This is a genomic window from Deinococcus aquaedulcis, from assembly GCF_019693445.1.
In the GTDB taxonomy this organism is placed as follows: Bacteria; Deinococcota; Deinococci; order Deinococcales; family Deinococcaceae; genus Deinococcus; species Deinococcus aquaedulcis.
The window spans coordinates 69,123-86,713 of sequence record NZ_JAHRBL010000007.1; the positions used below are offsets into that span (position 1 = coordinate 69,123).

The 17,591-nt window shown below is 68.6% G+C and carries 15 protein-coding genes; 4 read left to right on the forward strand and 11 right to left on the reverse strand.

Annotated features, from left to right (window positions below; all coding sequences use genetic code 11):
* Positions 1-35 precede the first annotated feature (35 nt).
* Positions 36-560: a DinB family protein gene (locus KMW22_RS10370; RefSeq protein WP_221089977.1), complete on the forward strand. Its 525-nt coding sequence runs from the start codon at positions 36-38 to the stop codon at positions 558-560.
* Between the two features lie 73 nt (positions 561-633).
* Entirely contained in the window at positions 634-1,167 is a 534-nt protein-coding gene (locus KMW22_RS10375; RefSeq protein WP_221089978.1) for a hypothetical protein, read from the forward strand.
* A 144-nt stretch (positions 1,168-1,311) separates the two neighbouring features.
* Here the strand turns inward: KMW22_RS10375 and KMW22_RS10380 are convergent, their stop codons facing one another.
* The 11 genes from KMW22_RS10380 to KMW22_RS10430 form a co-directional block, all read right to left on the reverse strand.
* A complete protein-coding gene (locus tag KMW22_RS10380; RefSeq protein ID WP_221089979.1) occupies positions 1,312-1,584 on the reverse strand; it encodes a hypothetical protein in 273 nt (90 codons plus the stop codon).
* Positions 1,585-1,586: 2 nt separating this feature from the next.
* Complete coding sequence (locus tag KMW22_RS10385) at positions 1,587-2,039, reverse strand: DinB family protein (protein ID WP_221089980.1); 453 nt, start codon at positions 2,037-2,039, stop codon at positions 1,587-1,589.
* 46 nt (positions 2,040-2,085) lie between these two features.
* On the reverse strand, positions 2,086-2,487 hold the full coding sequence (gene mscL / locus KMW22_RS10390) for a large conductance mechanosensitive channel protein MscL (RefSeq protein WP_221089981.1): 402 nt from the start codon (positions 2,485-2,487) through the stop codon (positions 2,086-2,088).
* A gap of 83 nt (positions 2,488-2,570) precedes the next feature.
* On the reverse strand, positions 2,571-4,025 hold the full coding sequence (locus KMW22_RS10395) for a DUF512 domain-containing protein (protein ID WP_407928439.1): 1,455 nt from the start codon (positions 4,023-4,025) through the stop codon (positions 2,571-2,573).
* A 356-nt stretch (positions 4,026-4,381) separates the two neighbouring features.
* On the reverse strand, positions 4,382-4,846 hold the full coding sequence (ribH, locus tag KMW22_RS10400) for a 6,7-dimethyl-8-ribityllumazine synthase (protein WP_221089983.1): 465 nt from the start codon (positions 4,844-4,846) through the stop codon (positions 4,382-4,384).
* A 109-nt stretch (positions 4,847-4,955) separates the two neighbouring features.
* Positions 4,956-6,176, reverse strand: coding sequence for a bifunctional 3,4-dihydroxy-2-butanone-4-phosphate synthase/GTP cyclohydrolase II (locus KMW22_RS10405; RefSeq protein ID WP_221089984.1), 1,221 nt, complete (start codon positions 6,174-6,176; stop codon positions 4,956-4,958).
* Positions 6,173-6,874, reverse strand: a complete 702-nt coding sequence (locus tag KMW22_RS10410; RefSeq protein WP_221089985.1) for a riboflavin synthase — start codon at positions 6,872-6,874, stop codon at positions 6,173-6,175. The genes KMW22_RS10405 and KMW22_RS10410 overlap by 4 nt, the downstream gene beginning before the upstream one ends.
* A gap of 78 nt (positions 6,875-6,952) precedes the next feature.
* Complete coding sequence (gene ribD, locus KMW22_RS10415; RefSeq protein ID WP_221090058.1) at positions 6,953-7,993, reverse strand: bifunctional diaminohydroxyphosphoribosylaminopyrimidine deaminase/5-amino-6-(5-phosphoribosylamino)uracil reductase RibD; 1,041 nt, start codon at positions 7,991-7,993, stop codon at positions 6,953-6,955.
* A 533-nt stretch (positions 7,994-8,526) separates the two neighbouring features.
* Positions 8,527-9,993: a glutamate synthase subunit beta gene (locus KMW22_RS10420; RefSeq protein ID WP_221089986.1), complete on the reverse strand. Its 1,467-nt coding sequence runs from the start codon at positions 9,991-9,993 to the stop codon at positions 8,527-8,529.
* A 164-nt stretch (positions 9,994-10,157) separates the two neighbouring features.
* Positions 10,158-14,990 carry a glutamate synthase-related protein gene (locus tag KMW22_RS10425; RefSeq protein WP_221089987.1) on the reverse strand — a complete coding sequence of 1,611 codons (4,833 nt, stop codon included), beginning with the start codon at positions 14,988-14,990 and terminating at the stop codon, positions 10,158-10,160.
* 455 nt (positions 14,991-15,445) lie between these two features.
* The gene (locus tag KMW22_RS10430) at positions 15,446-16,321 is read right to left on the reverse strand and encodes a metallophosphoesterase (protein WP_221089988.1); all 876 of its coding nucleotides are present in this window, start codon (positions 16,319-16,321) and stop codon (positions 15,446-15,448) included.
* A 157-nt stretch (positions 16,322-16,478) separates the two neighbouring features.
* On the opposite strand from KMW22_RS10430, the gene KMW22_RS10435 reads away from it, so the two are divergent.
* Both KMW22_RS10435 and KMW22_RS10440 read left to right on the forward strand, forming a co-directional pair.
* Positions 16,479-16,739 carry a hypothetical protein gene (locus tag KMW22_RS10435; protein WP_221089989.1) on the forward strand — a complete coding sequence of 87 codons (261 nt, stop codon included), beginning with the start codon at positions 16,479-16,481 and terminating at the stop codon, positions 16,737-16,739.
* Entirely contained in the window at positions 16,736-17,545 is an 810-nt protein-coding gene (locus KMW22_RS10440) for a metallophosphoesterase (RefSeq protein ID WP_221089990.1), read from the forward strand. The genes KMW22_RS10435 and KMW22_RS10440 overlap by 4 nt, the downstream gene beginning before the upstream one ends.
* Positions 17,546-17,591: the final 46 nt, after the last annotated feature.

The window sequence follows — 17,591 nt, forward strand, 5'->3', positions numbered from 1 at the left end:
TTCACCATCAACTCCCCCCGCCCTACACTCGGCGCATGGAGTTCAAGCTGGAGGACGCGGTGGGGCTGCTGTCACGCACGCCGGGGGTGCTGGGGGCGCTGCTGCGGGACTTGCCGGACGGCTGGGCGGCGCTGGATGAGGGGGAAGGCACCTGGAGCCCAGCTCAGGTGGTCGTGCACCTGATCCACGCCGAGCACACCAACTGGCTGCCACGCGCTCGGGTGCTGCTCTCGGTGGGCGAAGCGCAGGTGTTTCCGCCCTTTGACCGCTTTGGGCATCTGCACACCGGGCAGGGGCGGACTCTGGGCGCCCTGCTGAATGACTTCGCCGCCGTGCGCGCCCAGAGCCTGGGGCAGCTGGCAGCGCTGAACCTGACCGACACTGACCTGCGCCGCACAGGCCAGCACCCAGAGTTTGGCCCCGTGACCCTGGCGCAGCTGCTCGCCACCTGGGCGGCTCACGATCTGGACCACCTCGCGCAGATCACGCGGACGCTGGCGGGCGGCTACCGGGAGGCGGTGGGCCCGTGGCAAGCGTACCTGCGGGTGCTGCGCGGGTAAGGAACGGGGCGGCCCCTCATGCCGTGGCCGCAGGTGCGGTCACAGCGGACGCGGCCCGCAGGTAGCCTGGGGCATGCGCCGCCTGCTGCCGCTTCTGCTGAGCCCCCTGCTGGGCGCCTGTGGTCTGGTTCCTCTGCCTGAAGTGCAGGCCCAGGATTTCTACTTCGTGAACACGGTGCCCAACCTGCAACCGCACGAGGTGGCGTACATGGACACCAACCAGCTGGACCACCTCACGCTGCCCCGCGCCCGTTACCGCCACGTCACGATGGACGCCGTGCTGACCCCCGAAGGCCCCGTGACCGAAGCCCGGGTGCAGATTTTTGCCTCGCCCACGCGGCCAGACTGTCCGAGAGTGGCGCCCCCGGCCAACAATCCCAGCGATCTGAGCGGCGCCCTGCGCTGCAACGGCCCGGCGGGCGGGCAACAACTGGCCGAAGTGACCCTCAAGCGCGGCACCGATACCCCCATCCACCTGGAGGGCGCCGCCCTGGACGAGGCCATTCGGGGCGGCCAGCTGTACATCGGCGTGCGCCTGCTCAGCCGCGAAGACACGCAGGGCGCGGTGGTCTGGGTCCGCCAGATTCGGGTACGGGCCCGGGTGTAGCGCCTGCTGGCTCAAACTCGGCTGGTATCTCTCCAACACGATCAAGCCGGGCAGGCAGGCGGCAAAGCAGCGCGGCAGCGAAAAACCCCTCCGGTTCGGGAGGGGCGTTTTCTGGATGTGCGCAACTCACCCGCATGACCACCTTCAGCGGCTGCGGTCACGCACGTAGTCGTCATGCAGCCGGCGCAGCAATTCGGCGCGGCTGGCCCCGGGGTGCTGGCGGCGCTTGGCGGTGAGGCCGCGCTCTATGGCGCCCCGGTTGCCCAGGGTCATGGACAGCAGCTTGCGCTCCCAGACGGCCTCGGCGCGGCGGGACTGGCCCTGGCCGCGCCGTTCGGGGTGACGCACGCCCCGGGTGGCCAGCAGCAGGGCGAACACCAGCCCGGCCAGCAGCACCAGCAGCAGCGCGGCGTCCATCGTCAGCCCATGCGCACGAACATGGGGGGCTTCACACCCACCATGCGGGCCATCAGCCACACCTGCCCCTTGTGGTGGGCCTCGTGGGCCACGATGGCGTCCAGCAAGGCGGCCACGGGCATTTCACGGCCGCCAAAGGCGGGAATGCGGCGCGACAGATCCTCGTCGCTCATGGCGGTCATGGCACCCGTGGCGGCGGCCATGCTCTGCTGCAGGCGCTCGCGGGCTTCGGCCAGGGACTGGCTGGGGGCCGGCAGGTCGCCGGGGGCCTGGCCCTGAATCATGTTCAGGAGGCGGCTGGCGCTGCCCGACAGGTGATCGGCCTGCCCAATGAAGCTCATGCCGCCGTCCCAGGCCGAGAAGGTGGCCTGGTCCTCGGGCAGCTGGGCGTACAGGTCCAGCAGGGCGGCGCGGTGGCTTTCAAAGTTCCGGGCGTAGATGGCGCTGCGGTTCATGGGCCGCAGGATAGCGGGCCCCGAAAGCCCGGGACTGAAGGCCGCGCTACAGCGGACGGTTTTTCAGGGCGTCGCGGATCTCGGCCAGCAGCTTTTCCTCGTTGCTGGGCTCGGCCACGGCGGGTTTCTCCTGCCGCTTGAAACGCTCGGTGATCTTGTTCATGGGTGTGACCACCAAGAAATAGATCACCAGCGCGGTCAGAACGAAGTTGATGACGGCCGTGATAAAGCTGCCGTAATCCAACACGATGGCGTCCACCCCAGGCGCAGCCGCGCGCAGGGTGATGGCCCCTGCCACCGACCCACCAGTCACCAGCTTGACGATCGGGTCCAAAAATCCTTTGGTGAAGGCCGTGACCACACCACCGAACGCCGCGCCGATCACCACCCCTACCGCCAGATCCACGACATTGCCCCGCAGGAGGAATTTCTGAAAGCCGCTCAGCATGAGCGCAGTGTGGCACGGCGGCGCAAACCGCAGGTGGGCGCCACTGATGCCGGGCGCCCACCGAATGCTTTCAGCTGCTGCAGCTACGCCTGCGCGGTGTCCTTGACCGCGTGGGCGCTCATGCCCCACTGGTGGCCGCTGCTCTGGGCGCCCTGCAGAATCACGCGGGCCAGTTCGCCCAGCGTGGCGCCGCCCGCCCGCACGTCCATCTTCAGTTCGGCGCGCAGTTCCGAGAGGCTCACGTCATCCAGCATCAGCTCGGTGCCGTAGCGCAGGGTGGTGGGCGGCACGATCAGCAGATCGGCCTCGCCCGGCTTCACCGCGTGGCGGAAGCAGCGCCCGGTCAGTAGGCCGGCCACGGTGGTCACCTTGCCGAAGGTCTTGTTCTCCACGGCGCGCACCTCCAGGGTCAGGCCGTCAATGGCCCGCAGTGGCTCCACGGCGCGGTCCAGCGACTCGGCAAAGAGGGTGCCGGTGCCCAGAATCACGCGCGTGGGCTGCGGCAGCGCGGCGGGTAGGTCGGGCAGGGCCTCGGTCAGGAAGTCGCGGATCATGCCCACACCGTTTTCCAGCATGGGAAAGCCCTCGTACTCGTCCTCGGTGGGCAGTGGCTCGCCGGCCAGCAGGTACAGTTCGTCGCTGGGAAAGACGAAGCGGGTGCCGCGCTCGGCCAGGAACTGCCGTCGCCACACGTTCAGCCGCGCCAGGGTGTCCTGCGCTTCTTCGCGGGAGAAGGTACGCACGTCCGGCAGGTTGGTGCGGTGCCCAGTCAGGCCAATGGGCACCACCGCCGCGCTGATCACGTTGGGGCGGCTGGATAGGTACGCCACGGTGTCGTCCAGATGCTCACGATCATTACGCCCCGGCACCAGCACGATCTGGGTGTACAGGTCAATACTCTCCAGGCGCTCGATCATGGAGCGGATCTGCACGGCCTGGGGGTCTTTGACCTTCAGTTTCCACCACTTCATCAGGTCCTGGCGCAGGTCCTGGTTCGCCGTGTGCACCGACACGTACAGCGGCGAGAGGTTCTCGTCCAGAATCCGGTTGATGTCGCCCTCGGTGAGGTTGGTCAGGGTGACAAACGAGCCGTACAGAAAGGACAGGCGGTAATCGTCGTCCATGATGTACAGGCTTTTGCGAAAGCCGCGCGGCATCTGGTGTACGTAGCAGAAATCGCACTTGTTGGCGCACTTTTTAATGCCGTCGAACAGCACTTCTTCGAAGTCCAGGCCCGGGTCTTCCCACTCCACCGTGAAGGTGAAGGTGTCGTCCAGGCTGGGGGGGGCGGGCAGCATCAGGCGGTGGTGGTCCTGCGCGGTGCCGGGCACGCCGGTCATCACGCGCGGGGCCTCCTGGGGTCGGGCGATTTCCAGGGTGGCGGCGCCCTGCGACAGCAGGTGGCGGTAGGCCAGCACGTCGGTCACCGCCTGCCCGTTTACCCGCAGCAGCACGTCGCCGGGGCGCACGCCCGCGCGCTCGGCGGCGCTGCCTTTTTCCACACTTTTAATCGGCGCAGGAAAGAGTTGCTCCTGCATCTGCTGTGCTGCCGTCAAATGTCATCACCCCGCCTTCGGTCGCACGGGGCATGTCTGGTGGGTGTCTCCACGCGGCCCCGCATCAAGCACAGCAGCTTAGCAGGGGCAGGGGCAGCCGGGTGTGAGGCAGGGCGGGATTGCGGGACGGAGGAGGCTGCCAAAGCGTCGAGAAGTCTGGGGGTCGAGAGGTCGAGAAAGGCTGGGGGCCCTCTGAACGGTGGCAGCGGCGGGCGGGCTTCAGGATGTTGAGGCGTCGAGCAGCCTGCACGGCACCGCCAACAAAGACGCCAAGAGGCCGAAGGCGCCCCTTCTCGACGCCTCGACCTCCGGGCAGCGGCGCAGCCGCCTCGACCCTCTTACCCGATCTGCCGCAGCAGATTCACCGTCTCAATCATCGCCAGCACCGCCTCAGCCCCCTTGTTCCCGGCCTTGATGCCGGCGCGGTTCAGGGCCTGCTCCACGGTGTCAGTGGTCAGCACCCCGAACGCCACGGGCACGCCCGTCTCCAGGCTGGTGTTCAGAATGCCGCTGGCCGCGCCGCCCGCCACGAAATCGTAGTGGTCGGTGTCGCCCTTGATCACGGCACCCAGGCACACCACGGCGTCGTATTTGCCGGACTGCGCCAGCTTGCGCGCCACCAGGGGCACCTCGTAGCTGCCGGGGGCCAGAAAGTGATCCAGGTGTTCTGTTTTGCCGCCGTGCTGCACAAAGGCCAGTTCGGCACCTTCGACCAGCCGGTCCACGATCAGGTGGTTCCAGCGGGTGCTGACAATGGCGAATTTCAGATCTGTGGCCAGGAGGGTGGCTTCAATTCGGTTCATGGGGGGCTCCTTTAGAGGGGGAGTGGGGTGTGGGAAGTGGGAAAAGCAAGGAGGGAGTGGGGACGCGCAGCCAGGTGTTCGCCATCTGCCATCAGCCATTTGCCATCTGCTATGAGCCATCAGCCATTTGCCATTCGCCCTCTGCCCCCAAATGGCCCAGCTTGGCCCGCTTGGTCTGCAGATACGCCGCGTTGTGCTCGCCCTCGCCCACATGCAGGGGCACGCGCTCGGTCACGGTCAGACCGAAGCCGCCCAGGGAATGAAGCTTGCGGGGGTTGTTGGTCAGCACGCGCAGCTGTCGGGCGCCCAGCAGGTGCAGCATCTGGGCGCCAATGCCAAAGTCGCGGGCGTCGGCGGGAAAGCCCAGGCGCAGGTTGGCTTCCACGGTGTCGGCGCCGCCGTCTTGCAGCCCATAGGCGCGAATCTTGTTCAGCAGGCCGATGCCCCGGCCTTCCTGGCGCAGGTAGACCAGCACCCCCCGGCCCTCGGCGGCGATGGCGCGCATGGCCGCGTCGCGCTGGGGGCCGCAGTCGCAGCGCAGGGAATGAAAGCCGTCGCCGGTCAGGCATTCGCTGTGCACCCGCACCAGCAGCGGCGCCGGGGTCACCTCGCCCATCACCAGGGCCACATGCTCGGCCCCGCTGAGGGTGTCTTCAAAGCCCACGATGCGGAAGTCGCCGTACTCGGTGGGCAGCTTGGCTTCCGCGACCAGCGCCATAAAGGGATCGTGTTCCAGGCGGTAGGCGATCAGGGCCTCAATGCTCCCCACCTTCAGGCCATGTTTCTCGCCAAACGTCAGCAGGTCTGGCAGGCGGCTCATCTCGCCGTCGTCGCCCATGATCTCGCAGATCACGCCCAGGGGCGCAAAGCCCGCCAGCCGCGCCAGATCGCAGGCCGCTTCGGTGTGCCCCGCGCGGCGCAGCACCCCACCTGGGCGGGCCACCAGGGGAAAGATGTGCCCCGGTCGGCGGAAATCGGCAGGCTGGGCCTGCCCGTCCAGCAGGGCCGCCACCGTGGCCGCGCGGTCGTAGGCGCTGATGCCGGTGGAGTTGCTGACGTGGTCCACACTGACGGTAAAGGCCGTGCCGTTGGGGTCGGTGCTGCTGCCGACCATGGGCGTCAGGTCCAGGGCCTGGGCCCGCTCCGGGGGCAGGGTCACGCAGATCAGGCCGCGCCCCTCGCGCGCCATGAAGTTGATCCAGTGCGGCGTGGCGGTGGCGGCGGGGATCAGCAGGTCACCTTCGTTCTCGCGGCCCTCGTCATCCACCAGAATCACGGGGCGCCCGGCACGCAGCTCGGCCAGCAGCGCGGGGATGGAGGCCAGGGTCATGGCTGCGCCCCGTCAAGGGTCGAAGGGTCGAAGGGTCTAAGGGGGTCTTTCTTTGACTCTTCGACCCTTAGACCCTTAGACCCGCCAAAGGCGAGTAGCCGCTCCACATACTTCGCCAGCTGATCGGCTTCCAGGTTGACCCGGGTGCCGGGCCCCCAGGTGCGCAGTGTGGTGACCTCCAGCGTATGGGGCACCAGCCAGAGGGTGAATTCGTCGGCGCGCAGGTCTGGGCGGCTGCCAGCAGGGCCGCCCACGTCCACCACGGTCAGGCTCACGCCATCGGCAGTGACGCTGCCCTTGGGAACCAGGTAGCGGGCGAGGTGGGGCGGCGCGCGCAGGGTCATGGTGTAGGCGCCGGGCTGGGTCTCGACACTCAGGACCTCGGCCACGCCGTCCACATGCCCGCTGACGATGTGGCCGCCAAAGCGCGCGCCGGCGGTCATGGCCCGCTCCAGATTCACGGACGCGCCGGCCTGCCAGTGCGGCGCCGTTTTCGCCAGCGTCTCGCGGCTGAGGTCCACGGTGAAGCCGGCCTCGTCCCAGCCGGTGACGGTCAGGCAGGTGCCGCTCACGGCGATGCTCTCGCCCAGTTGCAGATCGGGCCACATCCCGGCGGGCTGAATGGTGACCGTGAGGTGGCCGCTGCTGCTTTCGGTGCGGGCAATGCGCCCCACCTGTTCAATGATGCCGGTAAACATGACTTAACCTCGGCGGGACGGCAGGCACAGACCCCCTGCGGTCCCGCAGCACCTCTCCTCGCCGGAGAGGAGAGAGAACTACAGCCGGGGAATCTCGCTCAGCAGACCCGTGACCAGCACGTCCGGGCCCAGCGCTTCAATCGTCACGTCGCGCAGCGGCTGGGCGGCGGCCATGGCCTGTGCCGGGTGGGTCAGGGGCGACAGCCCCGCGCCCAGCAGCTTGGGCGCGATGAACACGCGCACCTCGTCCACCAGCCCGGCCGCAAAAAACGCGCTGAGCAGCGTGGGGCCGCCTTCCAGCAGCAGGCTGGACACGCCCAGCTGGCCCAGCCCGTGCAGCGCACCGGGCAGGTCGGCCGCGCGCAGGACGGTCACGCCCGCTCCTTCGTGAGCGGTGGCCGCTGCGTCCAGCCCGGTCACCAGCACGGCGCCTTCTCGCCAGACCCGCGCCTGAACGTCCGATCTGGCTTGGCGGTCAAAGACCACGGGGCGGGGGTCGCGCCCGTCCGGCACGCCGCGCGTGGTCAGGGCTGGGTTATCGGCCTGCACGGTGCCAGCCCCCACGGCCAGGGCGTCCAGTTCGTTGCGCCACGCCATGGTGCGCTCGCGGGCGGCGGCGCTGCTCACCGCCCCGTTGCCCTCGCCGTGGGCGGCCACCTTGCCGTCCAGGGTCATGGCGTATTTGGCCACCACCCAGGGGCGGCCCCGGGTGATCAGGGCGCGGAACCCCGCCTGCTGGCGCAGGGCTTCGGGTTCCCGCACGCCCACCACCACCTCCAGGCCAGCGGCGCGCAGCCCGGCCACGCCCTGCCCGGCCACCTGCGGGTTGGGGTCCAGGGCGGCCACCACCACGCGGCGCACACCGGCCCGGATCAATGCCTCGGTGCAGGGCGGGGTGCGGCCGTGGTGGCGGCACGGTTCCAGCGTCACATACGCGGTCGCCCCGTGCGCCCGGTCCCCGGCTTCGCGCAGGGCGAACACCTCGGCGTGGGGCTCGCCTGCTTTCGGGTGAAAACCGGCGCCCACCACCTCATCGTCCCGCACCAGCACACAGCCCACCGGGGGGTTGGGGGCGGTGCGGCCCAGGCCCCGGGCAGCCTGCGCCAGCGCCAGGGCCATGCCGTGGTCATCGGACCACACACGTTTCTCCAGCCCAGGGGGCGGAGCATTCACATCAACCATACGTTGTCGCTGCCCGCCGGGGTCGGCAGGGTCAGCGGTCCTCCTTCTCTCATCCGGACTGGATGGCGGACAGAAACAGCGCTCTGGTGGCCTCAGGCTCGGGGACGGCCCCTCGCCTTTCTTGCCGCATGCGGCGCGTCTCTCTTCGCCATGACACCGTCGGCCCCAGACTCACACCGGGTCGGGCCTGCGCGTGTTGCAGTTTGCGCAGGCTTCGCGGGCTGAGGCCCGGGGCTTGTGGGCGCCCGCGCCATCACCGCCGGTAGGGATTCACACCCTGCCCCGAAGGAAGCGGCCCACCCGAACAGCGGGCCAGCGTTGAGGCTAGCACCCCCCCTGGGCCCGCTGTCTGTACGGTGCAGACACATTCCGGCCCGGGTCAATCAGCGGTAAACCAAGACGGCAGCGCCACCTCGGGAATACCCCAGAGGTGGCGCGGAGGATGGGCCGGACCGGGCCCGGCCAGCCCTTTACCGGGGCAGAACGCTCTCCCCCATCAGGTGCTCGTCAATGGCGCGCGCGGCCTGGCGGCCCTCGCGGATGGCCCACACCACCAGGCTCTGGCCCCGGCGCATGTCGCCCGCCGCAAACACGCCGGGCACGCTGGTGGCGTAGCCGCCCGCTTCCTCGGTGCCCGCGTGGGCGTTGCCCCGGGCGTCCTTGTTCACGCCGAAGGCGTCAATGACGCTGCCCACCGGGCTCACGAAGCCCATCGCCAGCAGCACCAGGTCGGCCCGGTACACCTGCTCGCTGCCCTCCACTTCCTGCAGCTGCCCGTCGCGCATTTCCAGGCGCACCGTCTTCACGCCCGTCACCTTGCCGCCCTTGCCGATAAATTCCTTGGTGGCAATGGCGAATTCACGCACCGCGCCTTCTTCATGGCTGGTGCTGGTGCGCAGTTTCAGCGGCCAGTAGGGCCAGACCAGGGGCTTGTTCTCCTGCTCGGGGGGCTGGGGCATTACCTCGAACTGGGTCACGCTGGCGGCGCCGTGGCGGTTGCTGGTGCCCACGCAGTCGCTGCCCGTGTCGCCGCCGCCGATCACGATGACGTGCTTACCGTCGGCGCGCAGTTGCTTTTTCAGCTTGTCGCCCGCCGTGACGCGGTTCTGTTGCGGCAGGAACTCCATCGCAAAGTGCACGCCGTCCAGCTCGCGGCCCGCCACCGGCAGGTCGCGCGGCTGCTCGGCGCCGCCGGCCAGCAGCACGGCGTCGAACTCGGCCTGCAGCCCCTCGGGGGTGACGGTCTGCTTGCTCAGGTTGGTCACGCGGCTGCCTTCGGGCCACGTGCCCACCAGCACGCCGGTGCGGAAGGTCACGCCCTCGGCTTCCATCTGGGCCACGCGGCGGTCAATGTGGTGCTTGTCCAGCTTGAAGTCAGGAATGCCGTAGCGCAGCAGGCCACCCACACGGTCGTTTTTCTCGAACACCGTGACCGCGTGCCCGGCGCGCGCCAGTTGCTGGGCGGCGGCCAGCCCGGCGGGCCCCGAGCCCACCACGGCCACCTTCTTGCCCGTGGGCCGCGTGGGGGGCTGCGGCGCCACCCAGCCTTCCTGCCAGCCGCGCTCAATGATCGCCAGCTCAATGGACTTGATGCCCACGGCGTCGTCACTGATGTTCAGGGTGCAGGCGGCCTCGCAGGGCGCGGGACAGATGCGGCCCGTGAATTCGGGGAAGTTGTTCGTGGAGTGCAGCGTGTCCAGGGCGCTGCGCCAGTCGTCCTGGTACACGAGGTTGTTGAAGTCGGGAATGATGTTGTTGACGGGACAGCCACTGGTGCAGAACGGAATGCCGCAGTCCATGCAGCGCGTGGCCTGCAAGCGGGCCGCGCCCGGCGCCAGCGGCAACAGAAACTCGTGGTAGTGCTTCAGGCGCGCGTCCACGGGGGCGTACTGGTCTTTGACGCGCGGCTGTTCTAGAAATCCGGTGATTTTGCTCATGGGGTCCTCCGTGGGACCAGGGGGTGTGATGTCTGGGCGGGCCCGGGGCGGTCAGGTTTACCCCCTCCCAGCCTCTGCGGCGCAGCTCTGCGAGTCCCCCCTCAAGGGGGAGGAGCACTGCGTCAACCTCTCTCGTCTTCCATCAACCTTCGACCTTCAACCCTTTACTTCGTCAGCGTGCCCTGCCCGGCCACCTTCTGCGCGGGCTGGCCGGTCTGCATGGAGGTGGTGTCGGCGGCCTGCACGGTGCCGGCCTCGGTGCCAGCTTTCGGGGCGCGGGCCTGCAGGGCGCGGGCGTATTCGTGGGGCAGGACCTTCACAAAGCGCTTCAGGGCCGCTTCCCAGTCGTCCAGCAGGTCGGAGGCGCGCGCCGAGCCGGTCCATTTGTGGTGGTCTTCCAGCAGGCGGCGCAGCAGGGCCTCGTCGCTCTGGGCGGCATGCAGGGCGCCGGTCGTCTGGGCCAGTTGCTCCTGCTCGGGCAGGACCGGGTGCAGGCCCACCATGCTGAGGTTGCAGCGCTGGGCGAAGGTGCCGTCGGCGTCGTACACGTAGGCCACGCCGCCGCTCATGCCCGCCGCGAAGTTGCGGCCGGTCTTGCCCAGCACCACCACCGTGCCGCCCGTCATGTACTCGCAGCCGTGGTCCCCGGTGCCTTCCACCACCGCCGAGGCGCCACTGAGGCGCACGCCGAAGCGCTCGCCGGCCACACCCCGGAAAAAGGCCTCGCCGCTGGTGGCGCCGTACAGCACCGTGTTCCCCACGATGATGTTTTCCTCGGCCTTGCCCCGGAACTCGATGCTGGGCCGCACCACCACGCGCCCGCCCGACAGGCCCTTGCCGGTGTAGTCGTTCGCGTCGCCAATCAGGTACAGGGTCAGGCCCGGGGCCAGGAAGGCGCCGAAGGACTGGCCGCCCGTGCCTTCCATCTGCACGAACACCGTGTTGTCGGGGAGGCCCTCGGGGCGCACGCGCACCAGCTGGCCCGAGAGCATGGCCCCCACGCTGCGGTTGACGTTGCGCGCGTCCTGCAGAAAGTGCACCTTCTCGCTGCGTTCAAAGGCGGGGCGGCACTTCTCAATCAGGGTGAGGTCCAGCGCGCCTTCCAGGCCGTGCTCCTGGGCGTGCAGGTGGCGCGTGCCCACCTCTTCAGGCACCTCGGGGCGGTAGAACACGCGGCTGAAGTCCAGGCCCTGCGCCTTCCAGTGCTCAATGCCCTTGCGGGTGTCCAGCAGGTCGCTGCGGCCAATCAGGTCGTCAAAGGTGCGGATGCCCAGGGAGGCCATGAGCTGGCGTACTTCCTCGGCCACGAAGAAGAAGTAGTTGATGACGTGCTCGGGCTTGCCCGTGAACTTGGCGCGCAGCACCGGGTCCTGGGTGGCCACCCCCACGGGGCAGGTGTTCAGGTGACACTTGCGCATCATGATGCAGCCCTGCGCCACCAGCGGCGCGGTGGCAAAGCCGAATTCGTCGGCGCCCAGCAGGGCGGCCACCACCACGTCGCGGCCGGTTTTTAGCTGCCCGTCGGTCTGCACGCGCACGCGGTCGCGCAGGCGGTTTAAGACCAGCGTCTGCTGCGCTTCGGCCAGCCCCAGCTCCCAGGGCGAGCCCGCGTGCTTGATCGAGCTCCAGGGGCTGGCCCCGGTGCCGCCGTCGTGCCCGGCAATCACGATGTGGTCGGCCTTGCACTTGGCCACCCCGGCGGCCACCGTGCCCACGCCAATTTCCGAGACCAGCTTCACCGAGATGTCGGCGCGCGGGTTCACGTTCTTCAGGTCGTGGATCAGCTGCTTGAGGTCTTCAATGGAGTAGATGTCGTGGTGCGGCGGCGGGCTGATCAGGCCCACGCCGGGCACCGAGTGGCGCAGAAAGCCGATGTACTCGCTGACCTTGCCGCCGGGCAGCTGGCCGCCCTCGCCGGGCTTGGCCCCCTGCGCCATCTTGATCTGAATCTGGTCGGCGGACGCGAGGTAGGTGGTGGTCACGCCAAAGCGCCCGGAGGCCACCTGCTTGATCTTGGAGCGCAGGGAGTCCCCGGCTTGCAGCGGGTAATCCACCTCGACGCGGCTTTCACCCAGCAGGGAGGCCAGGGTGTGGCCCTCGCCCAGCGTCTCGCCGCGCATTTCTCGTTCGTAGCGGGCGGGGTCCTCGCCGCCCTCGCCGGTGTTGCTCTTGCCGCCAATGCGGTTCATGGCGACGGCCAGGGTGGTGTGCGCCTCGGTGGAGATAGAGCCCAGACTCATGGCCCCGGTGGCAAAGCGCTTGACGATCTCGCTGGCGCTTTCCACTTCTTCTAACGGCACAGGCGTGACGCCTTCGGTCTTGAACTCGAACAGGCCGCGCAGGGTCATGTGGCGCTTGCTCTGGTCGTTGATCAGGCGGGCGTATTCCTCGTAGGTGCTGACCGAGCCGCTGCGCACCGCGTGTTGCAGCTTCGCCACCGAATCCGGGGTCCACAGGTGGTCCTCGCCGCGCACGCGCCACGCGTACTCGCCGCCGGCATCGAGACTCTGGGCCAGCGTGGGGTCGGGGCTGAAGGCGGCGCGGTGGTTGCGAATCCCTTCCTCGGCCACCTCGAAAATGCCAATGCCCCCCACCTGCGTCGGCGTGCCGTAGAAATACTTGTTCACGAACTCGCTCTTCAGGCCAATCGCCTCGAACAGTTGCGCGCCGCAGTAACTCATGTATGTGCTCACGCCCATCTTGGACATGATCTTGCTCAGGCCCTTGCCAATCGCCTTGATGTAGTTGCGAATGGCCTTGTGCGCGTCCACGCCCGCCAGGCTGGGCATGCCCGGCACGTCGGTGTGCAGGTTGATCAGGGTTTCCAGCGCGAGGTACGGGTGAACCGCTTCCGCGCCGTAGCCGGCCAGCGCGGCAAAGTGGTGCACCTCGCGGGCGTCGCCGGTTTCCACGACCAGGCCGGTTTTCATGCGCAGGCCCGCTTTCACGAGGTGGTGGTGCACGCTGCTCAGCGCCAGCAGCGAGGGAATCGCCACCCGGTCGCGGTCCAGCCGGCGGTCGGTCACGATGATGATGTTGTGGCCGTTTTCAATGGCGTCCACCGCGCGGGCGTTCACGGTGGCCAGCTTGGCCTCTATGCCGCGCGGGCCCCAGTCGGCGGGGTAGGTGATGTCCAGTTCATAGGCCTTGAACTTGCCGCGCGTGTGCTCGGCAATGCTGCGCAGCCGGGCCATGTCGTCAAAGTCCAGAATGGGCTGCTCGACTTCCAGGCGCAGCTGCGGGCTCACGGCGTTCACGTCCAGCGGATTGGGGCGCGGGCCCACAAACGACACCAGGCTCATGACCACGGCCTCGCGGATGGGGTCAATGGGCGGGTTGGTCACCTGGGCGAACAGCTGCTTGAAATAGTTGTACAGCGGCTTGTTCTTGCCCGAGAGCACCGCCAGCGGGCTGTCGTTGCCCATGGAGCCAATGCCTTCCTCGCCGGTCAATGCCATCGGCCCCATCAGGAACTTCAGGTCCTCCTGGGTGTAGCCAAAGGCCTGCTGGCGGTCCAGCAGCGACTCGCGGAACTGGCCCACAGTGCCGGTCTCCTCGGAGTCGTCCAGGCGGAAGCGGGTGTTTTCCACCCACTGCGCGTAGGGCCGCGCCGAGGCGAACTGGGTCTTCAGCTCGTCGTCCTCGATAATCCGGCCCTGTTCCAGGTCAATCAGGAACATCCGGCCCGGTTGCAGGCGCCACTTCTTGACAATCCGGCTCTCGGGAATGGGCAGCACGCCGGATTCGGACGCCAGGATCACGAGGTCATCGCGGGTCTGCACGTAGCGTGCGGGGCGCAGGCCATTGCGGTCCAGGGTCGCGCCCACCTGTCGCCCATCGGTAAAGACCATCGCGGCGGGGCCGTCCCAGGGCTCCATCATGGAGGCGTGGTACTCGTAAAAGGCCCGGCGGCGCGGGTCCAGGCCGCTGCTCTGCTCCCAGGCTTCGGGAATCATCATCATGACCGCGTGGGCCATGGGGTAGCCCGCCAGGGTCAGCAGTTCCAGCGCGTTGTCGAAGGTGGCGGTGTCGCTCTCGCCCTCAAAGGAGATCGGGTAGAGCTTTTTCAGGTCCTCGCCCAGCACCGGGGAAACCATGATGCCCTCGCGGGCGCGCATCCAGTTGAAGTTGCCCTTGACCGTGTTGATCTCGCCGTTGTGCGCCACCATGCGGTAGGGGTGCGCCAGCGGCCATTCCGGGAAGGTGTTGGTGGAAAAGCGCTGGTGCACCAGGGCCAGGGCCGAGGTGACGCGTTCGTCCTGCAGGTCCAGGTAGTACTCGCCTACCTGATCGGCCAGCAGCAGGCCCTTGTAGATGACGGTGCGGCACGACATGGACGGCACGTAATATTCCGCGCCGTGCGTGAAGTTCAGCGCGCGGATGGCGTTGCTGGCGCGGCGGCGAATCACGTACAGCTTGCGCTCCAGCGCGTCGGGCACCAGCGTGTCGGGCCCCGCGCCAATAAACACCTGCCGGATGACGGGCTCTTTCTCGCGCACGGCCGGGCTCATGGGCATCTCGCGGCTGACCGGCACGTCGCGCCAGCCCAGCACCAGCTGGCCCTCGGCGCGGATGGCCCGTTCCAGTTCCTGCTCGCAGGCGCGGCGCGAGGCGATTTCCTTGGGCAGGAAGATCATGCCCACGCCGTAATCGCCGGGGGGCGGCAGGGTTACGTCCTGCCCCGCCATTTCGGCGCGGTAGAACTCGTCGGGAATCTGAATCAGGATGCCGGCCCCGTCGCCCATCAGGGGGTCAGCGCCCACCGCGCCCCGGTGGTCCAGGTTCTCCAGAATCTTGAGGCCCTGGGCAATGATCCCGTGGCTGCGCACGCCCTTGATGTGGGCCACCATACCCACGCCGCAGGCGTCGTGCTCGTGGGCGGCGTACAGGCCCTGCTCGCGGGCGCGGCTCAGCTCGTCGCGGCTGGTGCCTGGCGTGGCCGTGGATGGGGTGTGCGGCAATGCAGCCGGCGTCACCCGGTTGTTGGTCTCGTTCATGTGGACACTCCCATCTCGTCTGGGCTCGCCCGCAGGGTGCAGGCTGCTAGAATCACCATACAGAGAGATGCATGTCTATGCAGGCCCGTTGTTTATAACGGGTTTAAAAGTGTGCCGTGTCCTTTTGTTGGCAAAGGGAAGGTGGGGTGGAGGGCGGCTGGCGCAGCCTGAAGCGAGCCAGCCGGCCCGATGTTGAGTAGTTGGGTATGGGACCCAGGCCGCGTCCGAGACTGCACAAAGCTGCAGAACGTCACAGCAGCAAAACCTCAGGGGGCCGCCATTCTTGCTGAGGTGCTCCACCCATGCGCAGACGGGTTGACCGAGACATCAACCGCTGGGTACTCTCTGCCACACCGAGTTGCCCAGGCCAACACAGCACAAGCGAACTTTCAAATGACAAGCAGGGCGACAACCTCCCCAACTTTTACGCCTGCATAGACATAAGCCCGGCCGCTTCAGCCCGGGGCAGGTTTTAAATCCAGCACAGTCACTTCTGGGTCGCATAGGTTCCGGAAAGGCACGCCGCTGAGGCCCAGGCCCCGGCTGACATACGCGGGCGTGCCGTGCGCGCCCTCCACCCACCCCATCGCAAAGCGCTGACCGTAGCGGCTGGGCACCGTCACCGCACCCAGCCAGGGCAGCCGCACCTGGCCGCCGTGGGTGTGGCCGCATAGGGTCAGGCCCACCCGGCGCGGCAAAAAGGGCAGCAGGTCGGGGTTGTGGGTCACCAGCAGCGTGGCCCGCTCGCCCGCTCCGGCCAGGGCCGCCCCCACATCCGGCTGGCCGTTCCACAGGTCGTCCACGCCGGCCACGTACAGGTCGTCGCGCAGTGCCCGCCCAGCATTGCGCAGGATGGGCGCGCCCGCCGCCGCAAACGCCGCTTCCAGTTCCGCCCGCTTGGCCGGCCAGTCGGCGCGGGGCGGGCCATACTGCCGCCCGCCGTAAAAGCCAAAGCTGCCGTAGTCGTGGTTGCCCCACACGCCGTACACCCCCAGCGGGGCACGCAGGCGCGCGAGTTCGTCCAGCAGGGCCCCGGGGGCTTCATCCATGCGGCGGTCCAGCTGGTCGCCGCCCAGCAGCACCAGGTCGGGGCGCTCGCGGTTGGTGGCCTCCACCCAGGCGCGCACGCTGCCCGCACCGATATACAGGCCGTAGTGCAGGTCGGTGAGGAAGGCCACGCGCAGGGGCGCGCGCAGGCCGGGCAGGGGGCGGGTGTGGCGGGTCACGCCAAAGCGGTAGGCCTGCGCAGCCCCGGCGCCCCCGGCAGCCAGCATGCCCAGCCCCGCGCCGCCCAGGGCGCGCAGCACCCGGCGGCGGGTCACGGTGCTCATGCCCCTGACCATACCGGCCCGCCCCGGCCAGGGGCATCCACCGAAAGAGGGGCCAGCGCCTCTGCCCCCCGCGTCCCACGTGCAGGGCGCGAAAACGGGCGCCGCCTTGGCCCTCTGGCCGCCGCCCGGGGCAGGGGAATGCTCTAGACTTGCCCCCATGTCCGTCCCGCCCCTGCTGCTCGTGATTGACGTTCTGGATGAGGACGCTGGCCTGGCCGATGTGGAAGACAGCCAGGGCCGCACCTACCAGCTGCCCGCCGAGTGGTTGCCCGGCGCTGCCGACGGCGCCGGCTACGAGGTGGTGGCCCAGGGGGGCGGCCTGAGCTTTGTCCCCGCCCCGGACGCCGCGCGGCAGCTGCGCGAGCGCAGCAAGCAGACCCTGCTGGACTTCAGCGACGCCCCCGGAGAAGGCGAATGAGCCGCCAGGTGGTGGTCCTGCCGGATCTGCACGGGCGCCCGGACCTGCTGCGCGCCGCGCTGGAGCGCTTTCCCGACGCGCATTACGTGGGCCTGGGCGACGCGATTGACCGCGGGCCGCGCAGCCTCGCCACGGTGGACAAACTGCTGGAACTGCATCAGGCGGGCCGGGCCACCCTGCTGATGGGCAACCACGAGCGCATGATGCAAGAAGGCATCAAGTGGTACCGCCTGTACGAGGGCACCCACAACCTGGGCGACTACCGCAAGGCGATGGAAGGCTACCAGTGGTGGATGCGCGCGGGCGGCGAAACGGTGCGCGCCGAACTGGGCGGCCTGACCCTGGAGAAGTTTCCGCCGCTGCTGGAGGCCTACCTCAAGGTGCTGCGCAAGGTGATCTACGTGACCGCCGACGGCCAGATTCACGACGAGGTGCCGCCGCACCCCAGCGTGCTCATCGCCCACGCGGCGCCGCCCGTGAAGCACCCACAGCACGAGAGCCCGCTGTCGGCGGCGCTGTGGCTGCGGCCCTACGAGGGGCCCTTTCCGCTGCCCCCCGGCGTCACCTACTCGCTGCACGGGCACACCCCGGTCCCCACGCCGTGCCGCCTGGGCCGCCACCTGTACCTGGACCTGGGCGCCTACGAAACCGGGCGGCTGGCCGTGGCCGAGGTGAACGTGCACGGCCTGCCGCAGGTGACGGTGCTGTGTGGCCGGGGCGAACCGCACCGGGGGCGGCGCTACGCCCAGTTTGGCGAGCCCATTCCCGTGACCCCGGTGGACCTGCCCGGCGCGCCCCGGCGGTAAGGGCCGCTCAAGCCCTTCTTCACCCGCCCTGCCCCCACAGGCGCCA